Here is a 26,517-nt window from a genome sequence, read left to right as displayed (position 1 = left end):
GTAATAACAAAATATTTTACCATCGAGCGGCAAGGTCATCTTACTAGCGTGATGCCGCGATATGAGTTCGGACCTCTTCTCCCATCACTTCCTCGTTATATAAATGACAAGCAACGAAATGTCCTTGATGAACCTCTTGCCATGCAGGCTTTTGCCGACTGCAGACTTCCATTGCATAAGGACACCTCGTACGAAATACACATCCACTCGGCGGATTAGTCGGGCTGGGTATTTCCCCTTTTAGCAAGGTTCGCTCACGAGCATCTTCCACATCGGGGTCTGGGATGGGAATCGCACCAAGCAGGGCTTCTGTATAAGGATGGAGCGGGTTGGAATACAACTTTCCGCTCTCTGTCATTTCCATGAGGCGGCCTAAATACATAACCCCGATACGGTCGGCTAAATGTTTGACCATAGCAAGGTCATGAGCAATAAATAAATAGGTCAGCCCCTTTTCCCTTTGCAGCCTTTTTAACAGATTCACAACCTGTGCTTGCACAGAGACATCGAGAGCGGAGATTGGTTCATCGGCAATGATGAAATCAGGATTTAATGCAAGCGCCCTGGCAATGCCGATTCTTTGCCTTTGTCCCCCGCTGAATTCATGCGGATACCGATTGGCATGGTCTCGACTAAGTCCCACATCCTCCAGAAGCTCAATAACACGCTTCTCCCTCTCTTTTTTATTCTTATATTGTTTATGGACTTCCATCGGCTCAGAGACAATCTCCATTACAGTCGAACGTGGATTCAGCGAAGCATATGGATCCTGGAAAATCATTTGCATATCCCGATGGAGCGCTGCCTTCTCTTTGTCACCGAAGGATTGTGTGTTCCTTCCCTTGAAGAGAATTTGTCCTTCTGATTGTTTATAAAGCCCAATGATCGTTCTGCCCAGCGTGGATTTCCCGCAGCCTGATTCACCAACAAGACCAACAGATTCCCCCTCGAAGATATGAAAGGTGATACCGTCAACCGCTTTGACTGTCTGCTTTTTGCCAATCTGGAAATGCTTTTTCACTTCCTGGAGTTCCAGTATTTTGTCGCCTTTCATTCCTCCATCCCCGCTTCCTTATAATACCGCCGGGCACAGCAAAGCTCACCCTCATAAATAGTCCCTTCAAGCAGTATGCTCTCAATCGATTTTCCTGTCTTAGGGGAATGAAGCAGCCGCCCGTTTCCATGATAGATTCCGACATGATGAATCGCTCCTTTCCCCTCCTCATAGGCAAAGAACAATAGGTCCCCTGGCTTAATAGCATCTAAAGAGACTTCTCTCCCTCCTCTTGCCTGGTCGGCCGCATCGCGTGCTGCAGGGAAACCATTTGCCTTCAGCATGGTATAGGCAAAGCCTGAGCAATCATAGCCATAGCTGCTCACCCCTCCCCATAAATACGGCAGACCAATAAAACGCTCACCTGATCGGCAAATATCTTCTCCTGATTTCCTCCCAGCAGGCTTGCCGAGATGGACATCATCCCGATGCAGTTCACCCTTGCCAAGGGGCGTTAAAACCTTAATGGTGTTCCCTGCTGCATTTATGAGAGGCAGCTCTGTTTGATAGCATAACGGGATGGTCGAATCCATTCCCTCTATCTTTAAGAGGGCTGTCTTGCTTTTAATAATAGCTGTCCCCTTTTCTTCTTCAACGTTTTGGAACTTTCTAAGCTGGCGCAAAGGAACCCAGCCTGGGTAGCCTTTCTCATTCTTCGATGTAGGCTGACCTGGTACATGGATGGATGCCCAATCTCCCTCAACCTTTGTCACGATTACATGTTCACCGAATAACACTTGCGTTTGAATACGATTGGAATCATGCAAATCCAACTGATCCGCCAGTGTCATTCCCATAAGCCACTCCGAAATTCTGGCTGGATGACTGATGACAGGACGATCCAATTCCCGCGGTGCTGCCGAAGACGTCCAGACCGTCGCAACAGATACAGCTACTTGCATATGTATTCCGTCCATTTAATCTCCTCCCTTATTGCGTATGAATTCCCCTGATTCCAAGGCCAGCCTCTTTCGGTAAATGAACCTTGTTAGTCTGATAACAAAGCCCGCCATTAAGAATGTTTTTTGAAAGCATGAGAGGTGCATCAAAATCATAACGTGTGATATTTTGCTTGCTTGCCGCAAAATGGGCTGCTGCTGTAATGCCAAGATGCGTTTCAATCATGCTTCCTGCCATGCATTCCATCCCAGCGGCTTCTGCCAGCTGGTTGATCTTCAGCCCTTGATAAATCCCTCCAGCCTTCATCAGCTTGATATTAATCAAGTCTGCCGCACGCATTCTGATGACCTCGAGCGCCTGCTTAGGGGAGAACACAGACTCATCTGCCATAATCAACGTGTTTACATGATCAGTGACCTGCTTCAGACCGTGCAGATCATGAGCCTTTACCGGCTGTTCCACCAGTTCAATATCCAGTCCCTCATCCTCCATCTGCCCTATAGCCCTGACTGCCATTTTCGGGGACCACCCCTGATTGGCATCAAGCCTGATGCGTATATGGTTTCCTGCCTTTTTTCTGATTTCCCTCACGCGTTTTATATCAAGTTCAATATCTCCTATACCAACCTTTACCTTTAAAATAGAAAAACCTTGCTCCTTATAACGCTCCGTATCCTCCCCCATCTCCTCGGGGCTGTTCACACTGACCGTCATATTTGTCTCAAGCTCTCCGTCTGCGCCTCCCAAATATTCATATAATGGGAGATGACTATTTTGTGCAAGACAATCATAGACTGCCATATCGAGCGCCGCTTTAGCGCTTGTGTTTCCTACCATAACACCCGATAATCCAGTAAGCACCTCCTCATAGGCTAAGAGATTCCTTCCAATCAAAAATGGACCAAGATGCTCCTTTATCGCAGCATCTATGGATGAAAGGGAGTCTCCTGTAATGGCGACCGTCGCAGGAGCTTCACCCCAACCGGAAATTCCATTGTCACAATCAAGGCGTACCACAAGTGAGTCTGCAGACAGAACGGTACGGACCGCCGTTTTAAATGGTTTAACAAGGGGTACCCTCACGAGGAAGGTATCAATATTTGTTACTTTCATTCGCTACTACCCCGCTTTCTACCTTGAGCACCTTTGCAGCTGTGTCGATGGTACATGCCGTGCCAAGTGGAATAGCAAAATGAGGATCACAATGCCCAATCATGAATCCGCTCATGGCAGGCTTCCCAATTAAGTCCGCATAATGATGTAGAACTTCTTCAAGCGTTAAAGTTTTTTGGCGTTCCGGCTCTCCGTCAGAGAAATCACCTATAACAAGCCCTTTGATTCCTTGAAGTTTTCCGGCATTCCACAGCTGATTCAAGTAACGGTCAACATTCCGGGGTTCTTCATGTATATCTTCAATAAAGAGAATCTTTCCATCCGTATCAATCTCATTTTCCGTACCAAGCGAGGAGGTAATCAAACATAAATTCCCTCCAACAAGTTCCCCTTCTCCTGACCCTTCTACCAATACGTCAAGCCTTGAGATCTCCTCTGTGTAACAAAGCCCCTCTGGACTGAACAATTGGTTAAATGATTGTTTCGTTATGGAATGAACCTCCTTATTTCCGATATCACTGGCAAGCATCGGCCCATGGAAAGACACCAATCCAGCTCGCTGTCTAATGGCGGTATGAAGGTAGGTAATATCGCTATAGCCCCAAAAAATTTTGGGATGGTTCTTAATAGCTTCATAGTCGAGTAAATCTGCGATTCTTGCCGTTCCATAGCCGCCGCAGGCACAAAAAACAGCCTTAATATCCGGGTCAAGGAACATCGACATCACATCACTTGCCCGCTCCTCATCCCTTCCGGCCAAATAGCCGTATTGGTTCTCTATGTTCTTTCCAACAACCAGCTCCAGTCCTAAAGCCTCCTCGAAAAATGGAACAGCTCTTTTTAATTTCTCTAAGTCAGGGGGACTTGCAGGCGCAATGATTCCTACCTTATCTCCCCTCTTAAGTCTCTCTGGTTTGACAGCCATTCAGCACACTCCAATCTGTTAAAAGGATGTTCTCAATCGAACATCCTTCTCATCGGTTTTATCCTATTGTATTCGTACCCTTGCTCTAACCAACCTTACTTTTTATCCGCCCATTTTAATTCCAAATAGCCAACTGGATGGCGAATGATGTCCGTGACGCCATCTGCCTGTAAATACAATTGATTGTAGAAGTGAATTGGGATGATTGGCATTTCACCCATTAGAATTTGTTCTGCCTCATACATCAACTCATAACGCTTCTTTTCATCACTCTCAAGCTTTGCTTTCTTGATTAGTTCATCATACTTTTCACTGCTCCAGCCAGTCCGGTTCATCGAGTGGCCAGTTTGGAAGTTTTCCAAAAAGTTAATCGGGTCTGCATAATCTGCCAGGAAGGAGCTTCTGGAAAACTGAAGCTTCAACGCCTTTTGGTCTTCTGCAAAGACATTGGATTCCAAATTAGCCAGCTTCACATCCACGCCAAGATTCTCCTTATACATTTGCTGCAAGGCTTCCGCAATCTTCTTATGCGTATCATCTCCCGTAGAGTACGTTAACGTGACCTCGGGAAGCTTGTCATAGTTCTCTTCCTCGAGCCCTTTAGCCAGCAATTCCTTTGCTTTGTTCACATCTGTCACCATTAAATCTCCATTTATCTCCCTAAAGTCCTTGCCAGAAGGGTCCTTGAATCCTGGAGCCACAAATCCATAGGCGGGCTCCTCTTCATTCTTCGTCACATAATCAACTAGCTGCTTTTGATCTGTCGCCATCGCAAATGCCTTCCGGATATTGATATTTTGGAAAGGCTCTTTCTCAACATTGAAACGGAAGAAATAAAGTCCGGCCTGTTCTTCAACCTTTACTTTATCCTCCTTAATCAATTGACCGCTCATCTCTGGAGGCACATCAGACGTATCCAGTTCCCCGTTCGTGTACATCTGATATTCGGTCGTTGTATCATTGACCATTGCCCAGTTTACTTTATCGAGATTGACCGAATCAGCATCCCAATATTCCGGGTTCTTCTTCATAATCATGTGACTGTCATGCTTCCACTCAGATAGGATAAATGGGCCGTTTCCAACAAAGCTTTCTGCTTCGGCAAACCACTCAGGATTCTCTTTGGCTGTCTTCTCATTGATAGGGAAGAATGCTGGATTCGTGATAACACTCAAGAAATATGCTTGCGGACTTGTCAATGTTACCTTAAAGGTCTTTTCATCAACCGCCTCAACCTTTACATCGTCTGCAGTCCCTTTTTCTGTATTAAAGGCTTCTCCGCCCTCAATGAAATAACCGAGAAAGGCAGCACCAGAAGCCGTTTCCGGATCTAAGAGCCGTTTCCACGCATAGACGAAATCAGAGGCAGTCAAATCATCGCCATTAGACCATTTCGCATCCTCACGGATAAAGAAGGTATATACCTTCCCATCATCTGATACCTCCCAATTTTCAGCTGCTGCTTTTTCAGGTTCATGGTTCTTCCCAAGCCTCGTCAACCCTTCCATCAAATTATTAAGTGCGTTCCAGGAAACCGCATTAAAGCCGATTGGCGGGTCGAAGGACGTTGGTTCTTCTCCATTATTCAAATAAAGAACCTTTTCATCGCCATCTTGATTGCCCTTCCTGTCTTCATTGCCAGATTCCTTTGTCGCCGTACAAGCTGCACTCAACACCAGCATCATCAAAATGCTTAAAACAGAAATTGCTTTCTTCATCCTCATCCCCCTAAATAATTAATAATAGCTGTTCTTTCCAGCTGCATTTCTCCCTAGTCCAGCTCTTTCATCCTCCAGCCAGCAATTGACAAGATGGGCATCCTGAATATGTGTTCTTTCCGGATATACTCTGGCGCATACCTCCATCGCATAATCACATCTAGCGGTAAAAGGACACCCTTGCGGCGGTGCAAATAAATCAGGCGGAGAACCGGCTATCGGGATGAGTTCCCCTTCCTGGTCCAAACGCGGAATAGACTGCAAAAGCCCTTTTGTATAGGGGTGCCGCGCATGATAGAAGATATCCCTTCTGCTGCCGGTTTCTACAATTTTTCCGGCATACATAACCGCAATCCGGTCCGCCACTTGGGCCACAACGCCCATATCGTGAGTGATCAAAATAATGGAGACGCCTGTCTGCTTTTGTATTTGACGAAAGAGGTCGAGAATTTGAGCTTGAATCGTGACATCAAGCGCTGTAGTCGGCTCATCCGCTATCAAAATATCAGGCTCGCAAATAAGCGCCATAGCAATAACGATTCTCTGCCTCATTCCGCCGCTGAACTGATGCGGATATTGCTTAAACCGTATGTCCGGATTGGCGATTCCCACCATCTCCAAATACTCAAGACCCTTCCTCTTAGCAGAGGATTTTGATAGCTTTTGATGCTCCATTAAACCCTCTGTTATTTGTTCGCCAATCGTGATTGTCGGATTCAAGGCCGTCATAGGATCTTGGAAAATCATCGAGATATCGACTCCCCTAATCTTCCGCAAATCCGCTTCCTTAAGCTTGGCAAGGTCCCTTCCGCCATATTGAATTTTTCCTTTTGTAATCCGTCCATGCGGGGTTGGTATAAGTCCCATTATGCTTTGTGATGTTACACTTTTTCCACATCCTGATTCCCCGACAATGGCCAACGTTTCTCCGCGGTAAAGACTGAACGACACGCCGCGTACGGCATGGACAATCCCGCCAAAGGTCGAGAATTGAACATACAAGTCATGTACTTGAAGAACCTTCTCCATCTAAATCATCTCCTAAGCTTCGGGTCGAGTGCATCTTGAAGTCCATCGCCAACCACATTAAAGGCAAACATGGTCATCGATATGAACAGGGCAGGGAAGAACAAACGCCACCAATATCCGCTCAATATAACGCCCAATGCGTCATTCAGCATTCCTCCCCAGCTCGCATGAGGGGCTTGAATGCCTAATCCGAGAAAGCTCAAAAAAGCTTCCGCAAAAATGGCCGATGGAATGGTCAATGTCAGCTGAACAATAATCGGCCCCATTGCATTCGGCAATAAATTTCTACGAATAATCCTTCGTGTCTTTGTTCCAAAGGTTTTAGATGCGAGCACGAATTCATAGTTCTTGATTTGAAGCACCTGCCCTCGGACAATCCGCGCCATTCCAATCCATCCTGTCACAGACAAAGCGATAATGATGGTAAATAATCCAGGTCCCATTACGACCGCAAGAAGAATGACCAAAAGCAAGTAAGGCAATCCGTACAGCACCTCAATGATTCGCATCATCAGATGGTCAGTTCTTCCTCCCTTATAGCCTGCTACACCCCCATAAATCACGCCTACAAAGAAATCAATCATGGCTGCCATGATTCCTACAAATAAAGAGACACGGGCACCATACCAGGTTCTCGCAAATACATCTCGGCCAAGATCATCTGTGCCAAACCAATATTCAGATGAAGGAGGCATATTTTGATTCATGATGGATTGCTTTTCAATAGGGTTTGGCGAGAGCGAAGGACCGATAATGGCCATGATGACAAGAAATGAGAGAAACACCAACCCTGCCATCGCCAGTTTATTCTGACGAAGCATTTGCCACGAGTCCTGCCAATAAGTCCTGCTTGGGCGAACGACAGCCTCTGCATCAAGAGCTTTTTGGTCAAGGGGCTTAAACCATTCATCTGGTATTTCTTTTGGTTGTTTCGATTTCACGTGCAAAGCGTTCACCCCTCTTTCTTATTCAAATTAATGCGAGGGTCAAGGATTCCATAGGCGATATCCACCAAGAAAAGCATGATGATCAGGACAGAGCTATAAAAAACGGTTGTTCCCATTATGACCGGATAATCACGATTATTGATGCTTTCAATGAAATACTTGCCCATCCCGGGTATGGCGAAAATCTTCTCAATCACGAACGTTCCGGTCAGAATGCTTGCCGCCAATGTCCCGAGTACGGTCACGACAGGCAAAAGAGCATTACGCAGGGCATGCTTAAACACGATTTTGGCTGGACTCAATCCTTTCGCCTTGGCCGTACGGATATAATCCTGGGTCAGCACCTCAAGCATGCTCGAACGGGTCAGCCTCGCAATAATCGCCATTGGACCTGTCGCTAGGGCAAAAGTAGGCAGAATCATATGACGCCAGCTTGTCCAAGTTGCGGCCGGCAGCCATCCTGCCTTAACAGCAAACACTTGAATAAATAAAGTTGCCAACACAAAGTTGGGAATAGAAATTCCTAAAACAGCAATGGTCATAGCCAAATAATCGATGATACCATTTCTTCTCAAGGCAGCAATCACACCAAGTGTAATGCCTGACACAATGGTTACGATAAGAGTGTAAAGACCCAGCTCTAAGGAAACGGGGAATCCCCAAGAAATCATGTCATTCACCGTTTGTGAGGATTTTTTGATGGAGGGACCAAAATCTAATGTGATGACCGATTTCAAGTAGTTCACATACTGAACGACTAATGGCTCATCCAATTGGTAATAAGCAATCAAATTCCTCTGTACTGCCTCATTGGTCGTCCTTTCCTCATTAAATGGGGAGCCTGGAACGGCATGCATCAAGAAAAATGTACCTGTAATGATCAGCCATAAGGTTAAAAGCATAGAGACAAGGCGGCGGATAATAAATGTATTCAGATGGGCCACCTCTTCCCTAACAAAACGTTGTACGCATGGCCAATTCCGTCATCACAAGCATGGCCTGATAAGCCTGAAGAATATCCTCTGCCTCAAACTGAACGATTGTTGTTCCTTCAATCAATTCCGTCCCTGGCATCAGATTCGCCCATTCCGCCTGTCCGTAATTAGCAAACTCAATCTTAAGAACAGGGCGTTTAGGCGGTGTCAAAGGTTTGACACGCGATCGGTTCTTAAGTGCCCCACTTGCCGCTTCTGCCAGTAACTGCTTTGATTTTGCCGGGGTCAGTGTTTTCGCAGCTGATCTTGAAATTGTTGTTTTCACTGCCGCTGTTGTAACATGTTCAATTAGCTCACTAGCTTCAAAAGCCGCCTGGTCATCTCCTGCAACCATTAGAACAGGCACGTTATAATAACCAGCCACATAGGCGTTAAAGCCAAGTTCACCAATGGGCTTATCATCTATGTACATATTTCGAACACCAAAAATCATGGTATGTGAAAGGACGCCTGGCATAGAGGCCCTTGCATGATAGCCGGCAAAAATAGCTCCATCAAAGGAGGAATCCAATCCTTGCACCATCGAATACGGCTTCACATCTCCAGTAATCAGCTGTGTATCGGGATGCAAGAGTTCCACGAGAAGGTTGTTCATTTTGCTATGACTATCATTAACGACAACCTCCTCACTGCCATTCATGAACAGACTCGTAATAATGGCATTGGCCTCCTCTGTCATGATGCGCCTGCTCCGTTCATAATTATGATGATTTGAGGACACATGAGTATGGTCCACCAACCCTGTAATCCCCTCCATATCCACAGACATGTAAATCTTCATCATATTCCCCTCCCTCTCACTTGTTGGAATTATCTAACAATTATAGTGCAGGATACATATTTTTACAATTGTCATTCGGACTAATTTCATGATTATTGTGATCATCATCCTATCTCATGCACATTCATTGAATGGAAATAAATTCCTCTGTTATGATGTTCATATTGATGAAAGGAGAGAGGAACATGCAAAAACGATTATTGATCCTGTTATCTATTGTGACACTCATTCTGCTTGGAGCCTGTTCGAATTCTTCTCCTGAAGAGGACAAACAGGAAATGGACCATTCAACAATGAATCATTCAAGCTCAGGCGATTTGCCTGATGGCATTAAAGAAAGTGAAAACCCTGCCTTTCCTGTTGGCAGTGAAGCTATTTTAAAGGATGGCCATATGGATGGAATGAAAGGAGCTACTGCTACAATCGTTGGAGCCTATGAGACGATTGCCTATTCTATCACCTATACACCAACAGATGGAGGAGATCCAGTTGAAGACCATAAATGGGTCATTCAAGAGGAGGTTGAAGAAGCAACAGGAGATGAAGCACTCGAACCTGGAACAAAGGTGACCGTCAATGCCGACCATATGGATGGAATGAACGGAGCTTTAGCTGAAATCGATTCAGCAGAAAAAACGACCGTTTATATGATTGATTACACCCCAACGAATGGCGGAGACAAAGTAACCAACCACAAATGGGTAACCGACGATGAGCTTTCAGAGAAATAAAATAATAGATTGGGACATAACAACATTTGCTGTGTCTAATACCGAATGTTGCATTGAAATTTAGGCTTAGTTAATCTAAAGCGGTGATTTTCGTTACAGGCGGTTGCTTTCCGCGGGGCGGTCGGGGAGCCTCCTCGTTGCTTTCAGCATCTGCGGGGTCTCCCCTGTCCGCTAATCCCGCAGGAGTCAACCGCCTTCCACTACAATCACCGGTACTCTATTAACAATATTCATCTTTAACAGAACTAAACAAAATAAAAAACGCCGAACCATTTTAAACTGCGCATTAAAATAGTTCGGCGTCTTTAGTTATTGGAAACCTTTTGTCCCAGGCCCTTATTTATGTACGATATGATCTTCATTCGCACTTCCTTTTGCAAAGCGCTTTGATAGGATGAGGCCTGCAAACAGCACACACATGCCAATGGCAAACCAACCTAGAAAGACTGGTCCAAGCGTACCTCCCAGATAATAGCCAACAGTTGTATAGAATACAGTCCATAATAGGCTGCCCGTAAACGTAAAAAGAAAGAAAGCCGTGTAGGATACCTTTCGTATACCAGATAGAAAAGGGACCAATTGACGCACACCAGGAACAAAATAGGTGAATATTACCCTTATCCCGTCATATTTTTCTAGCTTCTGTTTCATTCTTCCCCATTTAGCCGGTGTCATATGAACCTTATGTCCATAACGGCTAACGAGTTGATTCCCAAACTTCCTTCCAGTGAGATAGGTGACAAGCATCGCCGTATTGGCAGCAAGCAAGGCAACTGCAATTACTTGAATGAAATGCAGCCCGCTTTCTAATAACATTCCTCCAATAAGGACTAGTAATGTCTCCTCTGGAGCTGGGATGCCAATCATGGCGATGAAAAGGGCGCCAAATATCACGAAATAACCATAGCTCTGAATATATTGTGAAATAAAGTCTAAAATCATTTTAATCCCTTTCTTCTTCAGTTAAGAGGTTCCTTCCCGTTTCCATGCAGCCTCGTTCGCTGCATCATCTAACTTTTCTGAGTAGTGGTCAACATCGATGGCATAAATCGGCCTCCCTTTAACTTCCTTGAAAATCTTGCCGATATATTCACCGACAATCCCGATGCCAATCAACTGCAAACCGCCAATCATCCATAAAGATATCATGAGGCTTGTCCAGCCCGACTGCGTGTTTCCGAACCATTTCTGAAGCAATGCATAGCTCCCGGCCAGCACACTGACAAGCAAGGTAATAAATCCTAAATAGGTCACAAACCGAATTGGTGCGACACTAAAACTCGTAATTCCATCAAAAGCAAAGGAAAGCATCTTTTTCAAAGGATATTTAGAAACCCCCAGCTCCCTCTCCTTTCTTTCATAATAAACATTCGTTTGCGAAAATCCAATTAAGGGTATCATTCCACGTAAGAATAAATTTCTTTCTTTGTATCTAAGAAGCTCAGTCAATGCTCGCCGGCTCATCAGTCGATAATCGGCATGGTTCGGGATTAACCGAATGCCAAGTGTACCCATCACCCGGTAGAAGGCCAAGGCTGTATTCCGTTTAAAGAACGTATCCGTCTGCCTCTTGTCTCGAACTCCATAAACAATGTCATATCCTTCATTGTACTTCTCTACCATGGTTCGTATAACGTTTATATCATCCTGCAGGTCTGCATCGATGGATATAACACAATCAGATTGTTTTTGCGCGGCCTCAAGGCCAGCAAGCAAGGCATTTTGGTGACCTACATTACCGGCTAATTTAATCCCTCGCACCAAATGGTTCTGCATGCTTTCCACTTGAATCAGATTCCACGTGAGATCCTTGCTTCCATCATCGACAAATAAAATATTACTCCTATTGGATACTAGCTTCAGCTCCATCAGTTCCAGCAGGACAGCCGTTAGCTCATCCATTGTTTTCGGCAGAATCTCTTGCTCGTTGTAGCATGGAACGACAATCGTCAATACTGGCATATTCATGTCACGCTCGCTCCTTTAGACGGCTTGGTATAAATAAATCCTCCAGGCAGAATCCTTATGGTCAAATACCTTCAGCAGCTTAAGCTGATTATCAGAGGCATTCAAGATAGGCACGCTTGAGAAGAAATATTCTCCACCCATTTCCTTGAATACCTCTGTATGAAGTTCAAGCTTTCGAATCTGCTTTTTCGAATTCTTGCCATAGTCATATTTCTTCCCAAGTTCATCCACAAAGATGTAGCATCGGCCGCCCCAATTATCGAAATAATTTTCAAGCCTTTTATTCTTATCAAGCTCCGCTTCGATAATCTTTCGAAATTGATGTTTATAAGAAAGCGGATAATAATTGTTATATGTATCAAGGGTATAGAATCCATTATACTGCGAGATAGCGGGATGGAGCCCGATACTCGCTACCCGATAAGAATCTTGAGGTTTTCCGATGAACGCCTTAATCTCCTCAAACTGCTCCTGTGCATAAAACTCCTTAAACGAAGGGGTATTCCTTTTTCCATAATACACCTCAGGATTACCAAGAAACAGGATGAACAATTGGGCTATCATCGCTATTTTGGCCAATTGCCTCCATTTCATTCCGTTTGTCCATAACACCCGCAAGGAGAGGGCAAAAAGTAAATAAAGCACTAGCGGTCTCAGGAAATGAAACCGAGCGAAATTGAAATCATTCAATAAGGATATCCGCTCTTTAAGCAAATCCCAGCCTTCATAAAACCAAAAAGCATACCAAGCGGACAGGACAAAATTGAGCACAAACAGGAACACAAATCGTCTTTCCCTTTTCCATAGCTTCTTCCAAAGAATGATTCCAAGGGCTAAAAAGGACAGCGGAAGAATGACGTATTGATGCAGAGTGAGTACATGTGTATGGCCGACTACATAATTTTTGAAAATAAGCCTTACTGACTCCCTAAAGCTCAAATAGGCACTAAAATATTCCTCCCGGCTATTCGGCTCTCCAGGAAAGACAAGTGAATAGACGAGGCGGTATTCTATCAATAAATACATGCTCGTCATAAAAAGGATTCCGCCCAAAAACCGCCCATTCCAATCCTTTCGAAAGATTCCGTCATAAAGCCAAAGAATCCCCATCGCAAAAAGAAAGAAGAAAAAACCAAGCACGAAGCTCGAATAAAACGGAAGAAGGCCTAGGATCAGCCAATCCTTATAAGAGCTGTCCCGGCTGCGAATATTCAAGAAGGCATAGAGGGCCAGCGGATGACCAAGTGTCGACAGCATGCCGGACGGCCAAAACGGGGTCAAGCTGAAAGCGAGGGCCGTAAACACACGAATAGCCCCAAACACCTCCCCTTGCATGAAATGCTTCTTCAGGAGAAGGTACATTCCCGCAAAGGCAAACACTCTCACAATCGCCTGACTGATTGCATAAGCCGTCATCGAGGGCAGGAAATAATGAAGCCACTCAATTCCGCTGAACTCCGTCCCGAATGCATTACGGGGCAGTCCATTAATGATTTGGGCAATCGTATCATCAATCGGCCCAAATAATTGCTGGTTATCCTTCAGTACCTTATACCAGGCTATATTTGAATCAAGATTATCATGCAGGCGGATATGTGAATTCTCTCCCATAATAAACATGGGTGCTAGGTACATCCCTAATAGCACGATTGCTATGAACATATATCTCTTTTCTTGAGACCACCGTTCAACCACGGTCTTCACCGCCTTCTCACCTTACATTTTTTTACACCATACATCTCCAAAAGTCAATATCATCCAGTTTGCCCTACCCTGGATGAAAAATGCTAAAAAAAGCCCCCGGATTTATATCCGGGAGCTCATCTCCTGCCTTCACTGAAGTCTTTGCAACAACTCATTTAACTGTAAAAGTTTTTTAATTTCATATACAGGCTTTACTTCTTCCGCAATTCTTTCATGACGGTTCACCCATACAGACGGAATACCAGCTCGATTTGCCCCTAGAATATCGGTCATCAAATTATCGCCTACCATTAAGGCCTCATCAGCTGTAACGCCCAGCAGACTGAGCGCATGCTCAAATATAGACGGGTCCGGCTTTCCTTTCCCAAAGGCTCCAGAGATTACGACATGATCAAAATAGGGAGCAATCTCCGGAGTGATTTCAAGCTTGGTCATCTGCAAATCGGGTGAGCCATTTGTCAGCAGCAGCAATTGATAGCGGCCCTGCAGAGAATCAAGAAGCTTAAAAGTATCCTCATATATAAACGGATGCTGCCTGCGCTCCTTTGGGAAGCGCTCGGCTAAATCAGCACCAAATTCGGGGTCATCAATTCCAAGCGCCTTCAGCCCCTTCACCCATGCCTCTTTTCGGTAACCGGGTACAACCTTAGCTAATTGCCTGAAATCATCAGACTCATCAAGGAAATTTCCCCATAATCCCTCGAATGGATTGATACCAATCATTTGCGTAAATGCATATGTCTCATAGGATTGATAGAGCTTGGCTGCCTCCATTCGGACTACCTCCTCAAGCCTCTCAGGGTCTAGGTCATATTTCTCCCTAGCTGCCTCGCATGTTGCCGCAAAAGCTTCCTTTACGCTCCGCTGATCCCATAGAAGTGTATCATCTAAATCAAATATAATCGCCTTTACCAACTGTCCTCACCTCTCTTCCTCACACCGGCAATTCCGTAAAAAACGCCTCATAAAGTGCTTGGACGGCAAGCTTCTCCTGAGCTTCCTTCACGCCAAACATCATGCTGACCTCGGAGGAACCTTGGTTGATCATCTCAATATTAATGCCTTTATCAGCCAAAGCCCTAGATGCCCGTGCCATTGTACCAACATTGGAGCGCATACCTTCACCGACAATCATGATTAAGGACAAATTATGCTCAACCTTTACCTCATCCGCATCCAATTCATTCTTGATGCGATTGACGATAATTTGCTCCCTCTCATGATCCAATTGATTTTGGCGCAGAATAACAGTCAAATCATCGATTCCGGATGGAACATGTTCATAGGATAGGTGCAGCTCCTCTAATATGTGCAAGAGCTTGCGGCCAAAGCCAATTTCCCGGTTCATCAAGTATTTGCTTACATAGATGCTACAGAAATCATTATCACTAGCGATTCCAACAACCGGTCCATTTGAACTCTCCTTCTGGCTGACAATCATTGTGCCTAAAGAGGCGGGATTATTTGTATTCTTTATATTAACCGGTATTCCGGCACGGAAGGCAGGAATAAGAGCCTCGTCATGAAGGACACTGAAGCCCGCATAAGAAAGCTCGCGCATTTCCCGGTAAGTTAAGACCTGAATCTCCTTCGGGTTATCAACAATGGTTGGATTGACGGTAAATACCGCATCCACATCAGTATAATTCTCATACAAATCCGCTTTTACGGCATTTGCCAGGATGGAGCCTGTAATATCGGATCCGCTGCGAGGGAATGTCATGACACGGTCATCGATTGTATATCCGAAGAAGCCCGGGAAGATTAATATTCCGTTCCTCTCCCTTAAGCGGGATAGTCTTTCATACGATTCAGGGAGCACCTGTGCATTTCCCGGTTCACTGCTCACGATCAAGCCTGCCTCACGCGGATTAACATAGGAAGCCTCAACCCCTTTATGCTGGAAATAAGCAGCGACTAGTTTCGCATTATTGTCTTCCCCGCTCGCCTTAATGGCATCCATGAACTGCTCTGGATTGCTGCGGTCCCCCTTCAATAGCTCCAACAAATCAGCCGTAATTCGCTCAATCACCTCTTCACTCATCCCTAAATCATCCGTGATTGATCGGTAGCGATTAATGACGGCTTGGAATAAATCCTCATCCTCACTTCCCTCAAGCCAGGCTTGAGCGGTGGCAATCAATAAATCTGTTACTTTAATATCCTTCGAAAATCTCTTTCCCGGAGCAGAAACAACGATTAGTTTTCTCGTATCATCGGATACGACAATATCATATACCTTCTCCAACTGGTCTCCAGAAGCAAGAGATGTACCGCCAAATTTCACTACTTTCATTCTGCATATCCCCTAAGCGTAATTTTCTGATAATTTTATATTCTATTATCACTTCTCCTCGCTAAAGTTTCAAGCAAAACCCGAAAAAACTTCCAAAAGCGCAAGAGGCATACGCAATCGAGGCAGCGAAATGGCTGAACGAATAACATATACCGTCATAAGGGGAAGGAATGAACATTAATGATCTACTATTACCCGAACTACTTTTAACGCAGCTTCTCCAAAAACTCAATCGGCACTGCTTTCGTTAGCCAAATACCATTTTTCGAACGATAAAATACATACCCCTGTTCGCTCATTTCACCACTGCGTACACGATAGACGACCGGTTTCCCATGGCGTTTTCCTACGTTGATTGCCGTTTCTGCATCAACTGACAGATGAACATACAAACGACTCTTTGGAATGAGTCCAATACGTTCAATGGACTCCGTGTACTTTTCTCCCGTACCATGCCATAAAAACTCCGGCGGGTCCACGATCTCCAATTCTACATCTACAGGAATGGAATGTCCTTGGTTTGCTCGTATAAGAGTTTTATCCTCGTTAAACGAGTATCTCTGCTTATCATCTGTTCGCACAATTTCCTCTAGTATATTCCTATCAAAGGGATATTTCTTAGAAACACCCTTAATCAATTCTTCAACATCTGCCCATCCATGTTCATCTAGGGAAATGCCAATCGCGTCTGGTTTATGCCGAAGAATCATACTCATGAACCTGCTCGCTTTCATCAAACTCATACTGTTGTTCCTCCTTTACAAAATGAAAAAAGAAGAAAGGCTACGGATTCAAACTCGATTCTCTTGATATTTCGAGCGCCTTAACTTTAAGCTAGTTTCTTTTATTCTCTCATATAAGGGATGTGATTTTCACGAAACCAATCATTTAGGTTTGCCGATTAGCTCATGATATAATTATGAAACAATTATGACAGGGAATATAACACTGGAGGCAGATATCTTGTCCAACTTAGCAGCTTTACTGAAGGAATCTAACTATACGGTTGTATTTACAGGAGCAGGCATGAGCACTGAATCTGGCTTGCCTGACTTCCGGTCTAATGATAAGGGATTATGGAAAAAGAAAGACCCGAGCCGAATTGCGAGCACAGACGCACTCAATCAGAATGTGAAGGAATTCTTTGAGTTCTACCGGGAACGGGTCGTAGGAGTGAAAGAACATGGACCTCATGAAGGTCATCGCATTCTCGCAAAGTGGGAGAATGAAGGGCTCGTCAAAAGCATCATTACCCAAAATGTCGATGGGTTCCATCAGGAGGCTGGAAGCAAGCGCGTTGCAGAGCTGCATGGCACCTTGCAAAAAGTCCACTGCCAGTCATGCGGGGCAGAGTATGGTAGTGACATGTATTTAGAGAAGAATTATGCTTGTAAGGCATGCGGCGGAAAACTGCGCCCATCTGTCATCTTATTTGGCGAAATGCTGCCTGAGGCGCCGTTCTTGATGGCAGAGGAGGAAAGTGAACGAGCAGATTTGTTTATCGTCATCGGTTCATCTCTTACTGTCACCCCGGCCAATCAATTCCCGCTCATTGCCAAGCAGCATGGCGCAAAGCTGGTCATTGTCAATATGGAGCCGACTGGCTTTGACCTCTATGCAGACTTAGCCATCCACAGGCAGAAGGCCGGCGAATTCCTTAAAAAGATTGATCAGGAGCTTCAACGATTATAAGAAAACAGGATTAGATCGTTATTGAACTATTAAAGGAGCCTCCGACTCAGGAGACTCCTTTTGTTTACCACATTAGAAGTTTTTATAAAATGAGCTCAGGTGCTTATCAATTCTGTAGTGAAATTCCTAAGCAACAACCATGTAAAACATTGTTAACCTTTAAACTAAATAAGTTATTCTTCAACACAACCTGTCATTGTTTCCTCTACTGCACTATATGTAATATTAGCTTCAATTCCATCCTCATTTGTTGCCCTATAAGAATTATTCCCATCAAAGCCGACATCAGTAAAGCCTTTTGATTTTACTGACTCAACATAAGCCTCGAATTCTTCTCTGGAAACTCCATAAGCATAGAAGAAGAATCGGTCATCATCATCAGTGCTTACCATTACCGCCTTATACTCAGCCTTAGGTAAGAGGCTACTTATTTCACTGTCTGACCATTGGTGTAAATCCTGTGCACCCGATGACGATTCTCCATATGACTGGGTTTTGAAATCATAATAGATTGCATATCCCTTTTCATCAGGACCAATAAATGCAATTGTAACCATACTAGGCTCCATAATTTCATATTGCTCCATATTTTCAACTAGTGTGTAAGTCCCATTTATTAAACATGGAGAATCTGTAACTGTTTCTCCCGGATCAGCACATTTACGGTTATAGCCTTTAATATAAATTTCTTCAACTTCCTCGTCGGTCCATTCTTGTTCTTCCTTAAGTTTATCAAAAACTGCGAGCTGCTCTACAGTAGTACCTTCCTTTTGTGTAAACTCCATTTCAACATCCAGTATTGTATATTGACTGTTGTTCGTATAATTGAAGGAAATAAATCTTTCTCCATCTAAAACACTTTCTGTAACTCCCCAATCTATATCCTCAATTTTAATTGCATTCTTAGCAGAAAAGCTTGCTGCCAATTGACTATTATTATTACTTCCGCACCCTGTCATGATAAATGACATTATTAGCAAAATACATACAGCATAAAACTTGTTATAATTCATTTTTCTCATTAACCTGTCCCTCATTCTAAACCCTCTCTTTTACATCTTGATTTTATGCACTCATTTTTCTACTAGGCCAATCACATCCCCCTTCAAAAAAATTATTTTAATATAATATTCGTTATTTTAACAATTAATAAACAATTAAACAATACAGAAAAGTAATAAAATACCGACTTTGACCTCTATGCAGAATTAGCCATCCACAGGCAGAAGGCCGGCGAATTCCTTAAAAAGATTGATCAGGAGCTTCAAAGATTATAAGAAAACAGGATTGCGGGTGCAATCCTGTTTTCTACTACCTCTTATCCTTTTAACACATCATGGTCTACATAACGTTCACCATTCAATTCACTAATGACATTGATGGCAACCTTTGCCCCATGCCCCGCTGTAATGATGCCATGCATGCTCTCTCCTGCAACTGTTCCGGCAGCCCATACATGCGGCATATTCGTTTTCCCTTCAGCATCCACATCAATAATGGTCTTCACGCGCGGCTCTGTGCCAGGCTTTGTCTTAATACCGGAAGCCTCTGCGATCGTTGCGAGCATCCCAGTCGCGATGATGACCTCTTTCGCTGTGAATGAATTGCCTTCAGTGAATACGGTCACGCCGTCTTCTCCAGACTCAATCTTCATAACCGTTTCATCAAAGAAGCCTGCTCCAAATTTCACAGCCTGCTTCTTGCCGATAGCAATTAAATCCGGTCCGCTAATTTCCTCTATTCCATAGAAATTCTCGAACCAGGCACGTTTTGTTACCCCTTTGTCATTATCAAGTACAACCGTTTTCTTCCCTGCTTTCGCTGCCAGAATAGCAGCGCTCGCACCTGCTGGGCCTCCGCCAATCACAATGATATCGTGCATGTTTATATGCCTCCTTTTTCTTTTATTCCTACCACATTAAGTATACCAAAAAAGGAGAATATTCAATCAACTACAATCCGCTCCATCCATACTTGACCAATCGTCTCTTCAAAGCCTATTTCCTTTAACGCTTCAACCATCACATCATTTCCTAATGGCAGGTTAACGACATACAAGCTGGATGCTTTCAATTGCATAACGGATTCAAGAAGAACCTTAGCCGCTTCAGGTTTTGCCTCTGCATCTATTCTTAACTGATATAGATAAACTGAAGGCAAACCGCCATCCTCCTGCCATATCCTCTGAAAGATAGCATAAGCGCATTCTTTTCCATTCTCGTCTATCATAACAAGCCCTTCTCCATTTGGAATACTTCTGCGCTGTGTCTGCCACGGGATATGTTCATCATAGAATGAGAGTCTGGCTATTTCTGCTGGCGCGCGGAATTCTGCACGATAGGAAGAAGAAGTGTCCTTTAATAGGATAGGATTCTTGCAGACATAATTCATGAGTCGGCCAACGAGTTTATATCTCATTTTTTCATAGAGATGAATAGCCGAGTGATTATCTTGGATGGCCTCCAGCGTTGCCTTTTTAACCCCCTCCTGCTCATAAATACGCAGGCATTCAGCGATAGCTAAACGTCCAAGGCCCCTGCCTCTGTATTCAGGAGCGATTCCGGTTCCACCATTCCAGGCTTGCTTCTCTCCATGTACTTCACGAATCCCGTTAAGAACAATCCCAACAGGCATTCTCCCATCATATAACAGGATGGAGTGCTCAGCTGATAATTCCTCCTGAGCCATACGCTTGATGAATTGTTCATAGGAAAATTCCATTTGGACAAAATAACCTTCAAACCCTCTATTCCATGCCGAAAGTATATCTTGGAGTGTACAGTCCTTTAATCGTTTGATCGTAACCATTAAGCTCCTCTCCTTTCTTATCCGTCCACCCCAAACTATATTCGAGTCCTAAACATTCAATTCCTTTTTAGGAGCTCAATCAAATGATCATCTTGACTATGAAAAAAAGCTGATTCCCAGCCATTTTCATATTTTTGATAATCAGCAGCACCCGGCAAAAAAGCCGGGAACTCTTTGACCTCAAAGCAAATATGCCAGCTAGAAGTCTCTTTATTCTCGGTAAGTTCCAGCCGCAGCTCCCCCTTCGTTAGAAAGATGATCCGCTCCCCGGCTAACGTCAGTTCCTCTTCTAGTTGAAATCGGCATAGATGTATATAGAATTCTAGTGATTCCTCTAAGGAATTCACCTCAAGCCCGAGATGATGAAACTCCATCCCATCCCTCCTATATGATTAAATTCATATCTCCAAACTCATGCCATAAATACCTATTCTGAATGGCCATCTCATAAGCATGGATCAATTTATGAGATTCGATAAAGGAAGAGAGCAAATCAAGATGGCTTGCATCAGCTTCATGAAAACCAGTTAATAGGCCATCAATTGTCCGCCGCTGATAATCCTCACCAATAAATAGATTTGTGAATCCAGAGGCTTTGCCAGTTAGAATGGCTGATTCGACTGCTCGGACTACCGTTGTTCCCACAGCAATGATTCTTCCTCCCTCTTTTTTTGTTCCTTGAATCCAATTGAGCGTCTCTGCCGGAATATGATAATACTCCGGATTCCCTTCTGGTCTAACGGGGTAATGGTCATCGAGAAAATCACTTAAGCCTGTGTGAAGCTGCAAGAAACCTAGCTGAACCCCTTTCTTCTGGAGATCAAAAAGCAGCTCCCAAGTAAAGGCTCTTCCTGCTGAAGGCATTTCTGTCGAACCAGGTACAGATGCATATACGGTTTGATACCTCTCAAGCTCCCAGGGTGTATCAATATATTCATAGCGGATAGGCTCACCAAAGCGATAAAGCCAATCATAAAACAGCTCATCCGCCTGATTAAACGAGACAGTCCAGAGCGGCATACCCTCCACCTTGTTGATTACCTTGGCCATTAATTTACCAGGAAAGCGGAGGTTGTCACCTTCCTTAGTACCCTCATCGATAACGAGCACATCCCAATCGCCATTCTCCCATTTCCTTGCCAGCCGCACCTCCTTGCCGCAAATAGTCTTTAACACAGCAGGCAGGGTACGGCTATTATTTAATAAGAGCAAATCGCCCTTTTGCAAATAATCGCCTAAATGACAAAAGACATCATGGGCTACCGCTCCTGTTTCCTTTTGAAGAACCATCAGCTTCACATGATCTCTTCTCAACCCGCGCTCCTCTGGAGGGGAACTAGCATTCAAGTCAGCAGGCAGAAGGAATGGTTGCTCCACAGCCCTCATCATTCCTTCGCCCCGCCATCGAATTGCTGCGCTTCAAAGCGTCTGCCTGTAACCAAAAGCGAATCATCAGAGGCAAGATAAAGAAAGACATCCAATATTTCCTCCGGCTTTGGCAGCTCATAATCTCGTTCCGGCACGGCTAGATGATGCATCTCTGTGTCCATGCTCCCTGGGTCAACCATATTCACACGGATGGCCGTTTCTGCTAATTCATCCGCCCAGGTTTCTGTTAACCCTTCTATTCCGAATTTTGATATTCCATAGGCTCCCCAGCCTGCGTAACCAGTCCCGCCAGCCTCTGAGGTGATATTAATGATTGACCCGCTCCCTTGAACGAGCATGCCGGGCAGTACGCGCTTCGTGACGAGAAAAGGATTTAGGATGTTCACCTTTAGGACGTGAAGGAAATCCCTGTTCGGATAATCAAGCAATAAAGGCATCGGACTTGGACCGAGAATGGCTGCGTTATTGATGAGCACATCAATCCGGCTGAATCTTTGCTCCGTCATAGAAATAAATCGCTCCACATCCTTTTCGATGGACACATCCGCTGCCACCGCAAGGAGCTCACCCGAAAACGTTTGTGTCTCCTGACGCAATCGCTCCAGCTCCTCCTCTCCCCTTGCACAAACCGCAACATGGTTCCCCTTTTTTAAGAACGCATGAGCTAAAGCCTTCCCAAGTCCTTTCGAGCCGCCTGTAATGACAATTGTTTTCATGATACTCGCTTCCTTTCCATAACTGTTCTTACATCTATGGTACGGAATCTTCCGGCAATCGAGTATCAGTGATTAGAAGGAAACCTTCTACAACTTTAGTTGTACTCCCTTGCAAAACTGTATAATAATAACAAACGATTCTTTAAGGAGACGGGAAAATGAAACGGGATATCTTTCTATCCGAACTGGAGCTATTAAAGGGGATTGCCGAAACATTGAATGAAGGCACTGAGCTAAAAAAAATGCTCGGAGATTGTTTGCGAAAGCTGCTCCAGCTGACCTCGCTTGAAGCAGGCTGGATCTTTCTGATTAATCACGAAGGAAGCTATGAGCTGGCTGCTGCCGAGTCGCTGCCTCCTGCTCTTACGAACCCGCAGCATCATGCGCTTACTGAGGGGGATTGCTGGTGTGTCAACCGGTTTCGAAATGGGACGTTAACAAAGGCATCTAATATAATAGAATGTAAGCGTCTGGAAAATGCCCGCAATGGGAACTGGGGCGATACATATGGACTTGTCTATCATGCGACGGTCCCTTTAAAGGCTGGCGAGGAGCAATTCGGATTATTAAATGTCGCTGTGAAGAATAAAGAGACGTTTGAAAAGCACGAGCTTGCCCTCTTAGAATCTATTGCCTATCAAATCGGGACCGCCTTAAAACGGATTCACCTGACCATGAAGGAGCAGGAAATCAAAATCGCCGAAGAACGCAACCGCCTAGCGCGGGATTTGCATGATTCCGTTAATCAAATGCTCTACTCCATTAATGTAACGGCAAGTGCAGGGAATCGGTTAGCGAAGGAGGAGCCAATCAAGGAAATCATGGCAGATATCCAGAAATTATCCCAGCATGCCCAAGCAGAAATGAAAGCACTCATCTGGCAGCTGCGGCCAGCAGGATTGGTAGAAGGATTGGCTTGCTCGGTGAAGAAATATGGAGAAATGCTTGGTTTAGCCGTCCATGTATCCGTTGAGGGTGTTTCGATGCTTTCCTCCCTCCAGGAGGAGACCCTATGGCGGATTGCCCAGGAGGCCTTCCACAATACCTTAAAACATTCAGGAGAACGCACAGTCCATGTAGCATTTCACTTCAAACCTGATTCAGTAGAAATGACGATTTCAGATGAAGGCATTGGCTTTAATTATACGGAGAATGCCTGGTTACCCAGCCTCGGCCTGAAAAGCATGGAGGAAAGAGTAAAAAGCCTTCATGGAAAAATAGCGATGAACAGCGAACGGGGAAACGGCACCACTCTTGTAATAGAACTGCCCATTTAAAATAGGAGGGAAAAATCTATGCCAATCAAAATTCTTATTGCTGATGATCATTCGGTTGTTAGAAAAGGGCTGAGCTTGCTGCTGGCGAGCCATAGTGGATTCGAGGTCATTGGTGAAGCAGCAAACGGTCAGGAAGCTGTCACGAAAGCCATAGAGCTGCAGCCTAATATTATTCTTATGGATTTAGTCATGCCCATTATGGATGGCATTGCCGCAACCAAGGAGATCCTCCGTATGCAGCCTGACATGAAGATTCTTATCCTGACGAGCTTCTCTGATTCTAATCATGCCATTCCTGCCCTTGAGGCTGGTGCAGCCGGCTATTTATTAAAGGAAAATGACCCGGATGAGGTTATACGAGCCATTATGAAGCTGATGGATGGCGAGAAGCAAATTCACCCAAAGGTAACTGAAGGCTTATTATCCGCCCTTAACACAAGAAAAAGTCCGGAACATCAATTGCTCGAAACTCTGACGGCCAGGGAAAAAGAAGTTCTGGGGGAAATCACGAATGGGAAAAGCAATAAAGAAATTGCGGCTGCTCTCTTTATCAGTGAGAAAACCGTCAAAACACATGTGTCCAATATTTTATCGAAGCTATGCCTGCAGGACCGGACACAGGCAGCCCTGTATGCCATCCGCCATCTGCCTGCTAACTAAATCACTTTTACTTGATGAAAGTTCAAAATAGTGAGAAAATCACTAAAATGGAAAAATCATACGAGAACACGGAGGAATACACATGGCAGGAAATCGCTGGGTTGCCAATTCAATTTTACTAAGCGTCGCAATGGTGTGGGGATTAACATTCGTCATCATCCAAGATGCAATCGTCACTTTGCCTCCCTTCGCCTTTAACGGCTTAAGGTTTGGTTTTGCGGCTCTACTATTATGGCTCTATTTACAATTCAACCCGGCAAAGCCCCTACAGCTGAAGAAATTAACAGGGCAATTGAAGTACGGCCTTATCCTTGGCATACTCCTATTTGCAGGCTACGCCCTGCAAACGTACGGCCTGCTCTATACCACCTCAGGCAAGTCAGGCTTTATTACAGGATTATCTGTCGCCTTAGTTCCCTTTCTGACCTTTATCATTTTGGGACATAGAGCTAAGCTGCAATCACTTTTCGGTACAATGCTTGCCGTTGCAGGCTTATATATCATGGCTTTTTCCGACCTCTCCGCGATTAACTTGGGAGATGTGCTAACCTTTATCTGTGCTATCTGCTTCGGACTGCAGCTCGTCTATACAGCCAAATATACAACCAAGGCTGACACAGCCAATCTTGTCCTTATCCAGTGCTTAACGGTTGGTGTGCTGAGCGGAATTTCATCCATACTGTTTGAACCAGCCATAGAGGCCGCCGTCTTCAGCAGCTCGATAGTCATTATGTCCCTATTGATTACGAGCTTGCTCGCAACCGTTTTTGCCTTTATCGCCCAAACACATTACATTAAATACACAACGCCTGCACATGTCGCACTCATTTTTGCCACAGAGCCTATCTTTGCCGTCATCGGTGACTTTGCCTGGAACGGTGCCCTGCTTGGTCCTGCTGCCATTACAGGCTCGGCATTTATCCTAGCTGGAATGGTCCTTGCAGAAGTTCCGCTTCCTCGTCCCATCCTTGCTTTCTTTACTCGGAACACAGAGGCGAATATAGCTGAAATTCCGATAGAGGATGAGCCGCCTATCCAGAAATGAAATAAAGCCTGTTGACAGAGCCTCCATAAGGTTCAGTCATCAGGCTTTTTGTCTACATAGGCTCTAGTTACCCCTAACCGCTTCATACCGGTTAACCGGTCTTCCAATCCCGCCGTATTGCAGGATTAGCTTGACTTTGTTTTGCTTTTCCAAATAATCGAGATAGCGGCGTGCTGTCACTCTTGCCAATCCGACCCCTTCAGCTACCTCTTCAGCAGAGGTTGGTTCTTTTCTTGTTTCAATATAATGATTAATCTTTTCCAAGGTAGCACGGTTAAGCCCTTTAGGGAGCGGTTCACCATGCTCCAGCCCCTCTATCGAAGAAATACCATGCAAAAGGTTATCCAATTCATCCTGTGTTAATTGTTCCCCCTTCTTAAAGCGCTCCCTGTATTCCTTAAAATGAGAGATTGCCTGCTTCATCCTTTCAAAGGTGAAAGGCTTCATAATATAATCAAAGGCCCCATATTGAAGAATCTGCCTGATGGTTTTTCGATCATTTGCTGCAGTGACAGCAATCACTTCAACGGGAAGCTCTCTCTCTCTGATGGCACGTATGGTGGAGATCCCGTCCTGTTCCGGCATGAATATATCCATAAAAACCAGCTCTGGCTTCAATCTCTCAATCTGCTCCAGTCCTTCCCGCCCATTGGAGGCATAGCCGACGACCCGGCAATTCTCCACTCTTTCAATAAAACCGCGGTTGACCTCTCGCACCATCGGATCATCCTCAATCAGCAAAACCGTAATTGCATCCATGAGTGCTTTC

The 26,517-nt window shown here is 44.7% G+C and carries 27 protein-coding genes; 5 read left to right on the top strand and 22 right to left on the bottom strand.

Translation table 11 applies throughout. From position 1 onward, the window contains the following. Positions 1-43 precede the first annotated feature (43 nt). The 9 genes from ACY8DX_RS06255 to ACY8DX_RS06215 all read right to left on the bottom strand — a co-directional run bounded on the left by ACY8DX_RS06255 (position 44) and on the right by ACY8DX_RS06215 (position 9,462). A complete protein-coding gene (locus ACY8DX_RS06255; RefSeq protein WP_439802294.1) occupies positions 44-1,054 on the bottom strand; it encodes an ABC transporter ATP-binding protein in 1,011 nt (336 codons plus the stop codon). Then, positions 1,051-1,971, bottom strand: coding sequence for a C40 family peptidase (locus ACY8DX_RS06250; protein WP_462406409.1), 921 nt, complete (start codon positions 1,969-1,971; stop codon positions 1,051-1,053). Before ACY8DX_RS06250 ends, ACY8DX_RS06255 begins: the two co-directional genes overlap by 4 nt. A gap of 13 nt (positions 1,972-1,984) precedes the next feature. After that, the gene (locus tag ACY8DX_RS06245; RefSeq protein WP_462406408.1) at positions 1,985-3,067 is read right to left on the bottom strand and encodes a dipeptide epimerase; all 1,083 of its coding nucleotides are present in this window, start codon (positions 3,065-3,067) and stop codon (positions 1,985-1,987) included. Then, positions 3,048-3,992 (bottom strand): S66 peptidase family protein, encoded by a 945-nt coding sequence (locus tag ACY8DX_RS06240; protein ID WP_462406407.1) that lies wholly within the window; start codon positions 3,990-3,992, stop codon positions 3,048-3,050. Before ACY8DX_RS06240 ends, ACY8DX_RS06245 begins: the two co-directional genes overlap by 20 nt. A 95-nt stretch (positions 3,993-4,087) precedes the next feature. Continuing rightward, positions 4,088-5,710 carry a peptide ABC transporter substrate-binding protein gene (locus ACY8DX_RS06235; RefSeq protein ID WP_462406406.1) on the bottom strand — a complete coding sequence of 541 codons (1,623 nt, stop codon included), beginning with the start codon at positions 5,708-5,710 and terminating at the stop codon, positions 4,088-4,090. Positions 5,711-5,728: 18 nt separating this feature from the next. Beyond that, positions 5,729-6,739: an ABC transporter ATP-binding protein gene (locus ACY8DX_RS06230; RefSeq protein WP_462406405.1), complete on the bottom strand. Its 1,011-nt coding sequence runs from the start codon at positions 6,737-6,739 to the stop codon at positions 5,729-5,731. 5 nt (positions 6,740-6,744) lie between these two features. Continuing rightward, positions 6,745-7,695 (bottom strand): ABC transporter permease, encoded by a 951-nt coding sequence (locus ACY8DX_RS06225; protein ID WP_439802288.1) that lies wholly within the window; start codon positions 7,693-7,695, stop codon positions 6,745-6,747. Next, positions 7,692-8,588 (bottom strand): ABC transporter permease, encoded by an 897-nt coding sequence (locus tag ACY8DX_RS06220; RefSeq protein ID WP_462406404.1) that lies wholly within the window; start codon positions 8,586-8,588, stop codon positions 7,692-7,694. Before ACY8DX_RS06220 ends, ACY8DX_RS06225 begins: the two co-directional genes overlap by 4 nt. A gap of 49 nt (positions 8,589-8,637) precedes the next feature. Then, the gene (locus tag ACY8DX_RS06215; RefSeq protein WP_462406900.1) at positions 8,638-9,462 is read right to left on the bottom strand and encodes a M55 family metallopeptidase; all 825 of its coding nucleotides are present in this window, start codon (positions 9,460-9,462) and stop codon (positions 8,638-8,640) included. Positions 9,463-9,647: 185 nt separating this feature from the next. Between ACY8DX_RS06215 and ACY8DX_RS06210 the strand changes: the two genes are divergently transcribed. Further along, positions 9,648-10,193 (top strand): YdhK family protein, encoded by a 546-nt coding sequence (locus tag ACY8DX_RS06210; protein WP_439802287.1) that lies wholly within the window; start codon positions 9,648-9,650, stop codon positions 10,191-10,193. A 336-nt stretch (positions 10,194-10,529) separates the two neighbouring features. Here ACY8DX_RS06210 and ACY8DX_RS06205 read toward each other — a convergent pair whose 3' ends face one another. The 6 genes from ACY8DX_RS06205 to ACY8DX_RS06180 form a co-directional block, all read right to left on the bottom strand. Continuing rightward, the gene (locus tag ACY8DX_RS06205) at positions 10,530-11,135 is read right to left on the bottom strand and encodes a DedA family protein (RefSeq protein WP_049671653.1); all 606 of its coding nucleotides are present in this window, start codon (positions 11,133-11,135) and stop codon (positions 10,530-10,532) included. A gap of 21 nt (positions 11,136-11,156) precedes the next feature. Next, positions 11,157-12,161: a glycosyltransferase family 2 protein gene (locus ACY8DX_RS06200; RefSeq protein ID WP_049671654.1), complete on the bottom strand. Its 1,005-nt coding sequence runs from the start codon at positions 12,159-12,161 to the stop codon at positions 11,157-11,159. A gap of 15 nt (positions 12,162-12,176) precedes the next feature. Then, a complete protein-coding gene (locus ACY8DX_RS06195; RefSeq protein ID WP_462406899.1) occupies positions 12,177-13,823 on the bottom strand; it encodes a DUF6044 family protein in 1,647 nt (548 codons plus the stop codon). A gap of 171 nt (positions 13,824-13,994) precedes the next feature. Next, on the bottom strand, positions 13,995-14,780 hold the full coding sequence (locus tag ACY8DX_RS06190) for an HAD family hydrolase (RefSeq protein ID WP_462406403.1): 786 nt from the start codon (positions 14,778-14,780) through the stop codon (positions 13,995-13,997). Between the two features lie 19 nt (positions 14,781-14,799). Then, entirely contained in the window at positions 14,800-16,161 is a 1,362-nt protein-coding gene (locus ACY8DX_RS06185) for an aspartate kinase (RefSeq protein ID WP_462406402.1), read from the bottom strand. 206 nt (positions 16,162-16,367) lie between these two features. After that, positions 16,368-16,904, bottom strand: coding sequence for an RNA 2'-phosphotransferase (locus ACY8DX_RS06180; protein ID WP_462406401.1), 537 nt, complete (start codon positions 16,902-16,904; stop codon positions 16,368-16,370). Between the two features lie 283 nt (positions 16,905-17,187). Here ACY8DX_RS06180 and ACY8DX_RS06175 point away from each other — a divergent pair, with 283 nt between their 5' ends. Continuing rightward, positions 17,188-17,853 (top strand): NAD-dependent protein deacylase, encoded by a 666-nt coding sequence (locus tag ACY8DX_RS06175; protein WP_462406898.1) that lies wholly within the window; start codon positions 17,188-17,190, stop codon positions 17,851-17,853. Positions 17,854-18,026: 173 nt separating this feature from the next. Here ACY8DX_RS06175 and ACY8DX_RS06170 read toward each other — a convergent pair whose 3' ends face one another. The 6 genes from ACY8DX_RS06170 to ACY8DX_RS06145 form a co-directional block, all read right to left on the bottom strand. Then, complete coding sequence (locus tag ACY8DX_RS06170; protein ID WP_462406400.1) at positions 18,027-18,890, bottom strand: DUF6591 domain-containing protein; 864 nt, start codon at positions 18,888-18,890, stop codon at positions 18,027-18,029. Between the two features lie 281 nt (positions 18,891-19,171). Further along, the gene (locus ACY8DX_RS06165; RefSeq protein ID WP_439803145.1) at positions 19,172-19,735 is read right to left on the bottom strand and encodes an FAD-dependent oxidoreductase; all 564 of its coding nucleotides are present in this window, start codon (positions 19,733-19,735) and stop codon (positions 19,172-19,174) included. A gap of 62 nt (positions 19,736-19,797) precedes the next feature. After that, positions 19,798-20,661 (bottom strand): GNAT family N-acetyltransferase, encoded by an 864-nt coding sequence (locus tag ACY8DX_RS06160; protein ID WP_462406399.1) that lies wholly within the window; start codon positions 20,659-20,661, stop codon positions 19,798-19,800. 56 nt (positions 20,662-20,717) lie between these two features. Then, the gene (locus tag ACY8DX_RS06155; protein ID WP_462406398.1) at positions 20,718-21,035 is read right to left on the bottom strand and encodes a VOC family protein; all 318 of its coding nucleotides are present in this window, start codon (positions 21,033-21,035) and stop codon (positions 20,718-20,720) included. 10 nt (positions 21,036-21,045) lie between these two features. Then, on the bottom strand, positions 21,046-22,050 hold the full coding sequence (locus ACY8DX_RS06150) for an S-adenosylmethionine:tRNA ribosyltransferase-isomerase (RefSeq protein ID WP_462406397.1): 1,005 nt from the start codon (positions 22,048-22,050) through the stop codon (positions 21,046-21,048). After that, complete coding sequence (locus tag ACY8DX_RS06145; RefSeq protein WP_462406396.1) at positions 22,047-22,766, bottom strand: SDR family oxidoreductase; 720 nt, start codon at positions 22,764-22,766, stop codon at positions 22,047-22,049. Before ACY8DX_RS06145 ends, ACY8DX_RS06150 begins: the two co-directional genes overlap by 4 nt. Positions 22,767-22,924: 158 nt before the next feature. On the opposite strand from ACY8DX_RS06145, the gene ACY8DX_RS06140 reads away from it, so the two are divergent. The 3 genes from ACY8DX_RS06140 to ACY8DX_RS06130 all read left to right on the top strand — a co-directional run bounded on the left by ACY8DX_RS06140 (position 22,925) and on the right by ACY8DX_RS06130 (position 25,748). Continuing rightward, a complete protein-coding gene (locus tag ACY8DX_RS06140; RefSeq protein ID WP_462406395.1) occupies positions 22,925-24,043 on the top strand; it encodes a GAF domain-containing sensor histidine kinase in 1,119 nt (372 codons plus the stop codon). Positions 24,044-24,061: 18 nt separating this feature from the next. Further along, positions 24,062-24,703: a response regulator gene (locus tag ACY8DX_RS06135; RefSeq protein ID WP_439803140.1), complete on the top strand. Its 642-nt coding sequence runs from the start codon at positions 24,062-24,064 to the stop codon at positions 24,701-24,703. Positions 24,704-24,785: 82 nt separating this feature from the next. Beyond that, on the top strand, positions 24,786-25,748 hold the full coding sequence (locus ACY8DX_RS06130) for a DMT family transporter (protein ID WP_049671665.1): 963 nt from the start codon (positions 24,786-24,788) through the stop codon (positions 25,746-25,748). Positions 25,749-25,811: 63 nt separating this feature from the next. Here the strand turns inward: ACY8DX_RS06130 and ACY8DX_RS06125 are convergent, their stop codons facing one another. Continuing rightward, positions 25,812-26,507 (bottom strand): response regulator, encoded by a 696-nt coding sequence (locus ACY8DX_RS06125; RefSeq protein ID WP_462406394.1) that lies wholly within the window; start codon positions 26,505-26,507, stop codon positions 25,812-25,814. Positions 26,508-26,517: the final 10 nt, after the last annotated feature.

The organism is Gracilibacillus sp. Marseille-QA3620 (genome assembly GCF_054950035.1).
The sequence above is the reverse complement of the archived record's forward strand: the minus strand, read 5'-3'. Positions and strand labels throughout refer to the sequence as shown.

Excerpts from the sequence above, each read along its gene's own strand:
- ACY8DX_RS06125 (WP_462406394.1), bottom strand. The coding sequence starts at position 26,507 with ATGGATGCAATTACGGTTTTGCTGATTGAGGATGATCCGATGGTGCGA.
- ACY8DX_RS06240 (WP_462406407.1), bottom strand. The coding sequence starts at position 3,992 with ATGGCTGTCAAACCAGAGAGACTTAAGAGGGGAGATAAGGTAGGAATC.
- ACY8DX_RS06165 (WP_439803145.1), bottom strand. The coding sequence starts at position 19,735 with ATGCACGATATCATTGTGATTGGCGGAGGCCCAGCAGGTGCGAGCGCT.
- ACY8DX_RS06230 (WP_462406405.1), bottom strand. The coding sequence starts at position 6,739 with ATGGAGAAGGTTCTTCAAGTACATGACTTGTATGTTCAATTCTCGACC.
- ACY8DX_RS06175 (WP_462406898.1), top strand. The coding sequence starts at position 17,188 with ATGAGCACTGAATCTGGCTTGCCTGACTTCCGGTCTAATGATAAGGGA.
- ACY8DX_RS06205 (WP_049671653.1), bottom strand. The coding sequence starts at position 11,135 with ATGATTTTAGACTTTATTTCACAATATATTCAGAGCTATGGTTATTTC.
- ACY8DX_RS06245 (WP_462406408.1), bottom strand. The coding sequence starts at position 3,067 with ATGAAAGTAACAAATATTGATACCTTCCTCGTGAGGGTACCCCTTGTT.
- ACY8DX_RS06150 (WP_462406397.1), bottom strand. The coding sequence starts at position 22,050 with ATGATGAGGGCTGTGGAGCAACCATTCCTTCTGCCTGCTGACTTGAAT.
- ACY8DX_RS06200 (WP_049671654.1), bottom strand. The coding sequence starts at position 12,161 with ATGAATATGCCAGTATTGACGATTGTCGTTCCATGCTACAACGAGCAA.
- ACY8DX_RS06195 (WP_462406899.1), bottom strand. The coding sequence starts at position 13,823 with ATGTTCATAGCAATCGTGCTATTAGGGATGTACCTAGCACCCATGTTT.
- ACY8DX_RS06135 (WP_439803140.1), top strand. The coding sequence starts at position 24,062 with ATGCCAATCAAAATTCTTATTGCTGATGATCATTCGGTTGTTAGAAAA.
- ACY8DX_RS06220 (WP_462406404.1), bottom strand. The coding sequence starts at position 8,588 with ATGCTTTTAACCTTATGGCTGATCATTACAGGTACATTTTTCTTGATG.
- ACY8DX_RS06145 (WP_462406396.1), bottom strand. The coding sequence starts at position 22,766 with ATGAAAACAATTGTCATTACAGGCGGCTCGAAAGGACTTGGGAAGGCT.
- ACY8DX_RS06185 (WP_462406402.1), bottom strand. The coding sequence starts at position 16,161 with ATGAAAGTAGTGAAATTTGGCGGTACATCTCTTGCTTCTGGAGACCAG.
- ACY8DX_RS06130 (WP_049671665.1), top strand. The coding sequence starts at position 24,786 with ATGGCAGGAAATCGCTGGGTTGCCAATTCAATTTTACTAAGCGTCGCA.
- ACY8DX_RS06235 (WP_462406406.1), bottom strand. The coding sequence starts at position 5,710 with ATGAAGAAAGCAATTTCTGTTTTAAGCATTTTGATGATGCTGGTGTTG.
- ACY8DX_RS06215 (WP_462406900.1), bottom strand. The coding sequence starts at position 9,462 with ATGAAGATTTACATGTCTGTGGATATGGAGGGGATTACAGGGTTGGTG.
- ACY8DX_RS06140 (WP_462406395.1), top strand. The coding sequence starts at position 22,925 with ATGAAACGGGATATCTTTCTATCCGAACTGGAGCTATTAAAGGGGATT.
- ACY8DX_RS06255 (WP_439802294.1), bottom strand. The coding sequence starts at position 1,054 with ATGAAAGGCGACAAAATACTGGAACTCCAGGAAGTGAAAAAGCATTTC.
- ACY8DX_RS06170 (WP_462406400.1), bottom strand. The coding sequence starts at position 18,890 with ATGAGGGACAGGTTAATGAGAAAAATGAATTATAACAAGTTTTATGCT.
- ACY8DX_RS06180 (WP_462406401.1), bottom strand. The coding sequence starts at position 16,904 with ATGAGTTTGATGAAAGCGAGCAGGTTCATGAGTATGATTCTTCGGCAT.
- ACY8DX_RS06250 (WP_462406409.1), bottom strand. The coding sequence starts at position 1,971 with ATGGACGGAATACATATGCAAGTAGCTGTATCTGTTGCGACGGTCTGG.
- ACY8DX_RS06155 (WP_462406398.1), bottom strand. The coding sequence starts at position 21,035 with ATGGAGTTTCATCATCTCGGGCTTGAGGTGAATTCCTTAGAGGAATCA.
- ACY8DX_RS06210 (WP_439802287.1), top strand. The coding sequence starts at position 9,648 with ATGCAAAAACGATTATTGATCCTGTTATCTATTGTGACACTCATTCTG.
- ACY8DX_RS06160 (WP_462406399.1), bottom strand. The coding sequence starts at position 20,661 with ATGGTTACGATCAAACGATTAAAGGACTGTACACTCCAAGATATACTT.